At 57.6% G+C, this 6,552-nt stretch carries 9 protein-coding genes; 5 read left to right on the plus strand and 4 right to left on the minus strand.

The window, feature by feature from the left end; all coding sequences use genetic code 11:
• Positions 1-137 precede the first annotated feature (137 nt).
• On the minus strand, positions 138-1,016 hold the full coding sequence (locus ABLV75_RS26685; RefSeq protein WP_004106060.1) for a U32 family peptidase: 879 nt from the start codon (positions 1,014-1,016) through the stop codon (positions 138-140).
• A gap of 8 nt (positions 1,017-1,024) precedes the next feature.
• On the minus strand, positions 1,025-2,020 hold the full coding sequence (locus ABLV75_RS26690; RefSeq protein WP_004106058.1) for a peptidase U32 family protein: 996 nt from the start codon (positions 2,018-2,020) through the stop codon (positions 1,025-1,027).
• 221 nt (positions 2,021-2,241) lie between these two features.
• Between ABLV75_RS26690 and ABLV75_RS26695 the strand changes: the two genes are divergently transcribed.
• Together ABLV75_RS26695 and ABLV75_RS26700 are read left to right on the plus strand one after the other, a co-directional pair.
• Positions 2,242-2,766, plus strand: a complete 525-nt coding sequence (locus ABLV75_RS26695) for an SCP2 domain-containing protein (protein WP_004106057.1) — start codon at positions 2,242-2,244, stop codon at positions 2,764-2,766.
• Positions 2,760-3,263 carry an N-acetyltransferase gene (locus ABLV75_RS26700; RefSeq protein ID WP_004106056.1) on the plus strand — a complete coding sequence of 168 codons (504 nt, stop codon included), beginning with the start codon at positions 2,760-2,762 and terminating at the stop codon, positions 3,261-3,263. The genes ABLV75_RS26695 and ABLV75_RS26700 overlap by 7 nt, the downstream gene beginning before the upstream one ends.
• Here ABLV75_RS26700 and ABLV75_RS26705 read toward each other — a convergent pair.
• On the minus strand, positions 3,250-3,534 hold the full coding sequence (locus tag ABLV75_RS26705) for a GIY-YIG nuclease family protein (RefSeq protein ID WP_004106055.1): 285 nt from the start codon (positions 3,532-3,534) through the stop codon (positions 3,250-3,252). The genes ABLV75_RS26700 and ABLV75_RS26705 overlap by 14 nt on opposite strands.
• 55 nt (positions 3,535-3,589) lie before the next feature.
• On the opposite strand from ABLV75_RS26705, the gene ABLV75_RS26710 reads away from it, so the two are divergent.
• Positions 3,590-4,033, plus strand: a complete 444-nt coding sequence (locus tag ABLV75_RS26710; protein ID WP_004106054.1) for a YhbP family protein — start codon at positions 3,590-3,592, stop codon at positions 4,031-4,033.
• On the opposite strand, the gene ABLV75_RS26715 is transcribed toward ABLV75_RS26710, so the two are convergent.
• The gene (locus ABLV75_RS26715; protein WP_004106053.1) at positions 4,013-4,531 is read right to left on the minus strand and encodes a type 1 glutamine amidotransferase domain-containing protein; all 519 of its coding nucleotides are present in this window, start codon (positions 4,529-4,531) and stop codon (positions 4,013-4,015) included. The two genes, ABLV75_RS26710 and ABLV75_RS26715, sit on opposite strands and share 21 nt — an antisense overlap.
• A gap of 128 nt (positions 4,532-4,659) precedes the next feature.
• Here ABLV75_RS26715 and ABLV75_RS26720 point away from each other — a divergent pair, with 128 nt between their 5' ends.
• On the plus strand, positions 4,660-5,310 hold the full coding sequence (locus tag ABLV75_RS26720; protein WP_004106052.1) for an NAD(P)H-binding protein: 651 nt from the start codon (positions 4,660-4,662) through the stop codon (positions 5,308-5,310).
• Between the two features lie 69 nt (positions 5,311-5,379).
• Complete coding sequence (locus ABLV75_RS26725; RefSeq protein ID WP_004106051.1) at positions 5,380-6,420, plus strand: permease; 1,041 nt, start codon at positions 5,380-5,382, stop codon at positions 6,418-6,420.
• Positions 6,421-6,552: the final 132 nt, after the last annotated feature.

Raw genomic sequence — 6,552 nt, forward strand, 5'->3', positions numbered from 1 at the left:
TCACTTTGCTACAGCATAGTCATCAGATTGAAGGTCTTCTTCCAGCCTGGCGCATCCGCGATACGCCTGCCAGAAAAGCTGCATCTTTAATAGTGCATTAAAAAGCAGCGATAGCCATTAACAAAGTGAGCGGTTAATCAGCTCTGCAGTTCCAGTCCGGCCAGCCGCCGCCAGTAGCCGTTGCAGTCGCTGTTCGCCGTCAGCGGTAGCGGCGCTGCGCCGTTCTCATTTGCCCGGAAGGCGTCCAGCATCGCAAAGGTCTCGATGCCCAGCGGCGACAGGCGGACCATATCCACCAGCCCGTGCATGGTGCTCAGCTCATTCCCGAGGTTATAGACGTAGCCGCTCATGGTCTGAATGCCGTTGAGGACGAATACCTGCTGGTTCTCCTGTGAGAGCACGTCGCGCCCGTTAGGATATTTAATGCAGCAGGTTTCGCACTCGTCTTTGGGTCGGTCTTCCGAACGGGCGGTAAAGCAACGGGCGGAGTAGGCCAGCGGCAGATGGCCGTAGCTCAGCACCTCTACCTCAAACTGGTTGCGAATGCCCAGTTCGTCGCACTGGGTCAGCAAGTTCGCCAGCCAGTCGCGGGAAAGCTCGACCGGCATACACCAGCGCACCATACCTTGCTTAAGCAGCAGACGCAGGGTGACGGCGTTGTAGCAGTTGAGCGCATGGCCAGCGACGAACGGCAGTTTACGTTCCGCGCACAGGTTAACGACGCCGAGATCGCTGGCTTCAATCAGAAATTCGCCGTTATCGACATAGCGCTTCAGTTCGCCCAGTTCCGAGGACGCCTGTACCAGCGCGAGGGTGGAAAGCACTACCTGTTTGCCGCTTCCCGCCAGCGCTTTCGCCATCTCGATCCAGTCGCCGACTTTGGTGGCGCGGCGTTTGCTGCATACCGCTTCGCCGAGATAAATCGTGTCCGCGCTGCAGCTGGCTGCCTGCTGGTAAAAATCTTCCAGCGTCTCTTTTGGCCAGTAATAAAGCACCGGCCCTAATGAATATTTCATTGCTGTTCTCACTGCCATTTACGGTGATAGGCGCCAAGGGTGGTTTGCGTCCCTTCGGACATCGAACCGAGGGTCTCCATCCACGCGGACTGCGGCACGAAGTTTTGCGGATCGGCTTTGCAGCGATCGATCGCCTGACGCCAGACTTTCGCCACCTGGGTGACGTACGCCGGACTGCGCTGGCGGCCCTCGATTTTGACCGAGGCAATGTTTGCCGCCATCAGCTCCGGCAGCAGCTCCAGGGTGTTCAGGCTGGTGGGCTCTTCCAGTGCATGGTAGCGCTCGCCGTCGACCAGATACCGCCCTTTACAGAGGGTGGGATAGCCGGCATTTTCACCATCTCGATAGCGGTCGATCAGCACTTCGTTAAGGCGTGATTCCAGTCCCTGCGGCGTTTGTTGCCAGCGCACGAAGCGTGCCGGCGAACAGGCGCCGACGGTATTCGGTGATTCGCCGGTCAGATAAGAGGAAAGATAGCAGCGGCCTTCCGCCATAATGCACAGGCTGCCGAAGGCGAAGACCTCCAGCGGCACCGGCGTGGCGCGGGCCAGCTGTTTGACCTGGTGAATCGACAGTACGCGCGGCAGCACCACGCGGGCGACGTCAAAGTTGCGATGATAAAATTTTACCGCTTCTTCGTTAGTGGCCGAGGCCTGAACGGAAACGTGACGCTCGATGTGCGGGTAGCGCTCGGCGGCATACTCCAGCATTGCGATATCGGCGAGGATCAGCGCGTCGGCGCCCAGCTGGGCCGCCATATCTACCGCGCGCTGCCAGCGGGCATAGCCATCAGGATGCGCGAAGGTATTGATGGCAATATGCAGTTTACGACGATGCTGGTGCACAAAGCTGACGGCTTCCTGCAGTTTCTTTTCGGTGAAATTAAGGCCGGCAAAGTGGCGGGCGTTGGTGTCATCTTTCAGCCCGATATAGACGGCATCGGCGCCGTTTTCGATGGCCGCCTTAAGCGCCGGAAGGTTACCGGCTGGGCAGAGCAGCTCCATAATTTTTCCTGAAAAACGCGGCCCGTCAGGGACGCTGGATGGTTAATGAGCTGGGATTTTAGTTAACCTTCTGGTGACAATTTTTGATTTGAGGCAGTTAAAAGCGTATTGGCGGGATCAATACCAGCGGCCCGACATCGTGATTTTGTTGATTTACGCCGCTATGTCGTTTATTTGATATGGCACAATAGAGGAACTATTGCATTCATGGAGTAAAGCTTGTGTTGGATAAACTGCGTTCCCAACTGGTTCACTTTGGCCCGTCGTTAATAAGCGTGCCGGTTAAGCTGGCGCCTTTTGCCCTCAAGCGCCAGGTGCTGGAACAGGTATTAAGCTGGCAGTTTCGCCAGGCGCTGGCGGATGGGGAGCTGGATTTTCTCGAGGGGCGCTGGTTAAGTATTCATGTGCGTGATATCGGCCTGCTGTGGTATACCTCGGTGATTAACGGCCGTCTGGTGGTCAGCCCGGCGGCTGAAGCGGACGTCAGCTTTAGCGCCGACGCCAGCGACCTGCTGATGATTGCGGCGCGCAAGCAGGATCCGGATACGTTGTTCTTCCAGCGTCGCCTGGTTATCGAAGGCGATACCGAGCTGGGTCTTTATGTAAAAAACCTGATGGATGCCATTGAGCTGGAGCAGATGCCCAGGGCGCTGCGTATTATGCTGCTGCAGCTGGCGGACTTTGTTGAAGCAGGCCTGAAAGGCCCGCAGAAACCTGAACAGACATCGGTAGGTGAGGCATGCTGATTCGAGTAGAAATTGGGATTGATGCACCGGGAATCGACGCGCTATTACGTCGTACCTTCGGCAGCGATGCGGAAGCGCAGCTGGTGCACAGCCTACGTGAAGATGGCCTGATCACGCTGGGCGTGGTGGCGACGGATGACGAAGGTCAGGTCGTGGGCTATGCGGCCTTTAGCCCGGTTGCCGTTGAAGGCGAAGAGCTGCAGTGGGTTGGACTGGCTCCGCTGGCGGTCGATGAAAGCTACCGCGGTCAGGGCATCGGTCGTCAGCTGGTCTATGAAGGGCTCGATTCACTGAACGAGTTTGGCTATGCCGCTGTTGTCACCCTTGGCGATCCGGCGCTTTATGGTCGTCTGGGCTTTGAACCCGCAGCGCGTTTTAATCTGCACTGCCGTTGGCCGGATAGCGCGGAAACTTTCCAGGTTCACCGCCTGGCCGATAACGCCCTTGATGGCGTCAGCGGGCTGGTCGAATACAGCGACCACTTTAACCGCTTCTGAGGCTTTCCAGCAGCGCCTCAAACGAACCGTCTCCGGCAACGAGGCGCTCTTTCTGGCGCTTCGTTAGCTGCTTGATACGATACTCCAGTCGTAATGCTAGTGAGTGTTCACCAACTTCCTGGCTGAAAGCCAGCTGAAGCTCTCCCTTACCACGCAGCGCTTTCGCGCCTTTGCCTTCCTGGTGCTGGCAAAAGCGGCGTGAGACATCGGTAGTAATCCCGGTATAAAGGCGATTATCGGCGGTACGAATCAGATAGAGAAACCAGCACACGGTACAGAGGTCGCTATGTTAAGGTGTGAGCACCATAACATACTGGAGAGTAAAGATGGATACGCTCGCCGCTATCAGCCGTTGGCTGGGAAAGCAGCATGTTGTGACCTGGTGCGTCGCCCGCGATGACGAGCTGTGGTGCGCCAATGCCTTTTACGTTTATGACCCGGAAAAGGTCGCCTTTTATTTGCTTAGCGATGAAAAAACGCGCCACGGCCAGATGACCGGGAAAGGCGCCAGGGTGGCCGGAACGGTAAACGGCCAGCCGAAGACCGTCGCCTTGATCCGCGGCGTCCAGTTTAAAGGCCAAATTCGCCGCCTGTCCGGGGAGGAAGAGGCGGCGATGCGTAAGCGTTACGTCAGCCGTTTTCCGGTTGCCCGCATGCTATCGGCGCCCGTCTGGGAGATTCTCCCCGATGAGCTTAAGTTCACCGATAACACGCTGGGCTTTGGTAAAAAGCTGCACTGGCTGCGTGAATCAGGCACCGAGCAGACGTAAAGCTTCTCGATTAAACGCCGGCAGGTCGTCCGGGGTTCTGCTGGTCACCAGCTGCTCGTTGTCGATCACCACTTCCTGATCGTAGAATTCGCCACCGGCGTTTTTCACGTCGACGATGATAGGCTTCACGGCCGTCAGCTTACGCCCGCGAATCACATCGGCGCTAATCAACAGCTGCGGACCGTGACAGATGGCGAATACCGGTTTGCCGCTGTTCACAAAATCGCGGGTGAAGGTGACAAAGCGTTCGTCTCCGCGCAGCGCGTCCGGTGAATAACCGCCCGGTAGCAGCAGAGCGTCGAAGTCGGCAGGGGTGACGTCATCAATGGCTTTATCGATAACGACTTCAGCTTCCCCTTTTTTCCCTTTTACCTTCTTCCCCGCCTGTTTTTCAATCGTCACGACCTCATGACCGGCCAGACGATAGGCGTCCGCGGGTGAGGTGAACTCCGAGTCTTCAAAGTCGTCGGTAATTAAAACGGCTATCTTCTTACTCATTCTTCCTCCAGTGTTTTGGTGTGGAATGAGGCATTTCCCTGATGATGATGGATAATTACCTCGTAGAGTATTAAGTCTGGAACATGAGGCTGGGATCGCAACATAGAAAAATCTGCAAAGGAGTTTCGATGAGTCAGGTACTGATAACGGGGGCAACCGGGTTAGTTGGCGGTCACTTACTTCGAATGCTACTCAACGCGCCGGGCGTTAAGTCCGTTGCCGCCCCGACGCGTCGGCCGCTGGCCGATATCTCCGGCGTCTTTAACCCCCACGATCCGCAGCTAACGGACGCCCTGGCGCAGGTTGTCGATCCGATAGATATCGTTTTCTGCTGTCTGGGGACTACCCGCCGGGAAGCGGGTAGCAAAGAGGCGTTTGTGCATGCCGATTATACGCTGGTCATTGATACCGCGCTGGTGGGAAAAAAGCTGGGCGCGCAGCATATGCTGGTCGTCAGCGCGATGGGGGCCAATGCGCATTCGCCCTTTTTCTATAATCGTGTAAAGGGTGAGATGGAAGAGGCGCTGATTGCGCAGCAGTGGCCGCGCCTGACCATTGCCCGCCCGTCAATGCTGATAGGCGAGCGCGAAAAAAAACGCGCCGGCGAAACGCTCTTTGCGCCGATTTTCAATCTGCTGCCGGGAAATCTGAAGTCAATAGAGGCGCGGGACGTGGCGAGCGCGCTACTCGCGGAGGCGCTATCGCCCACGCAGGAGGGCGTACAAATTCTCTCTTCGTCGCAGCTGCGCGAAAGGGCGGCACGCTCGGGGGATTACTGATTTCCAAAATTTCCCCGGAGGCGTAGTATTCATGTCCTCAATTTATCATGACACTCCCCGGGGAATGCTATGGCTGGTCAGTCTTCATCTCAGGTGGCATCACCGTTTCAATGGTGGAAGCCCGCGCTCTTTTTTCTCGTCGTTATCGTTGGTCTGTGGTTCGTTAAATGGCAACCCTACTATGGCAAAGCCTTCACCGCCGCAGAGACGCACAGTATCGGCAAATCTATCCTTGCTAACAGTAACGATAACCCTTTCGCTGCGGCCTGGGATTACGCCCTGGTCTATTTCCTGGCCGTATGGAAAGCGGCGGTCCTGGGCGTGCTGCTGGGTTCGCTGATTCAGGTGCTGATCCCGCGTGACTGGCTGCTGCGCACGCTGGGGCAGGCGCGTTTTCGCGGTACGCTGCTGGGAACCGTATTCTCTCTGCCGGGCATGATGTGCACCTGCTGCGCCGCGCCGGTGGCGGCAGGAATGCGTAAACAGCAGGCCTCGATGGGCGGCGCGCTGGCGTTCTGGCTGGGCAATCCGCTGCTCAATCCGGCGACGCTGGTGTTTATGGGCTTTGTGCTGGGCTGGCAGTTTGCGCTGGTGCGCCTGCTGGCTGGTCTGGCGACGGTGCTGGTGGTCGCAACGCTGGTGCAGAAATGGGTAAAAGAGGCGGCGACGCAGCCGGTTTCGGTGCCTGAACAGCCGGTTGCAACCGTGCAGGACGGTTTCTTTAGCCGCTGGCTGCGCGCTCTCTGGACGCTGTTCTGGAACACTATCCCGGTTTATATTCTGGCGGTGCTGGTGCTGGGAGCCGCGCGGGTGTGGTTATTCCCTCATGCCGATGGGGTGGTGGATAACACGCTGTTCTGGGTGATTGCTATGGCGATTGCCGGCTGCCTGTTTGTTATTCCGACAGCGGCGGAGATTCCGATAGTGCAGACGATGATGCTGGCAGGTATGGGCGTGGCGCCCGCGCTGGCGCTGCTGATTACGCTGCCTGCTGTCAGCGTACCGTCACTGATTATGCTGCGGAAAGCGTTTCCGGCGAAGGCGCTGTGGCTGACCGGCGGGCTGGTGGCGCTGTGCGGCGCGGTGGTTGGCGGGCTGGCTTTAATCTGATGACTTTCCCGGAGGCGGCGCTGCGCGCCTGTCCGGGCTTGCTGATGACCTTCCCGGAGGCGGCGCTGTGCGCCTGTCCGTATATGGACACCTCCCGTTATGCAAGCCATCTCTGCATTTTGTGTAACGGGG

Origin of the sequence: Klebsiella sp. CN_Kp066 (assembly GCF_040065135.1) — a bacterium.
Taxonomy (GTDB): domain Bacteria; phylum Pseudomonadota; class Gammaproteobacteria; order Enterobacterales; family Enterobacteriaceae; genus Klebsiella; species Klebsiella oxytoca.

What these genes read in the sequence shown, in the direction of transcription:
- ABLV75_RS26685 (WP_004106060.1), bottom strand. Translation starts at nt 1,016, where the DNA reads ATGAAATATTCATTAGGGCCGGTGCTTTATTACTGGCCAAAAGAGACG.
- ABLV75_RS26690 (WP_004106058.1), bottom strand. Translation starts at nt 2,020, where the DNA reads ATGGAGCTGCTCTGCCCAGCCGGTAACCTTCCGGCGCTTAAGGCGGCC.
- ABLV75_RS26700 (WP_004106056.1), top strand. Translation starts at nt 2,760, where the DNA reads ATGCTGATTCGAGTAGAAATTGGGATTGATGCACCGGGAATCGACGCG.
- ABLV75_RS26710 (WP_004106054.1), top strand. Translation starts at nt 3,590, where the DNA reads ATGGATACGCTCGCCGCTATCAGCCGTTGGCTGGGAAAGCAGCATGTT.
- ABLV75_RS26715 (WP_004106053.1), bottom strand. Translation starts at nt 4,531, where the DNA reads ATGAGTAAGAAGATAGCCGTTTTAATTACCGACGACTTTGAAGACTCG.
- ABLV75_RS26720 (WP_004106052.1), top strand. Translation starts at nt 4,660, where the DNA reads ATGAGTCAGGTACTGATAACGGGGGCAACCGGGTTAGTTGGCGGTCAC.
- ABLV75_RS26725 (WP_004106051.1), top strand. Translation starts at nt 5,380, where the DNA reads ATGGCTGGTCAGTCTTCATCTCAGGTGGCATCACCGTTTCAATGGTGG.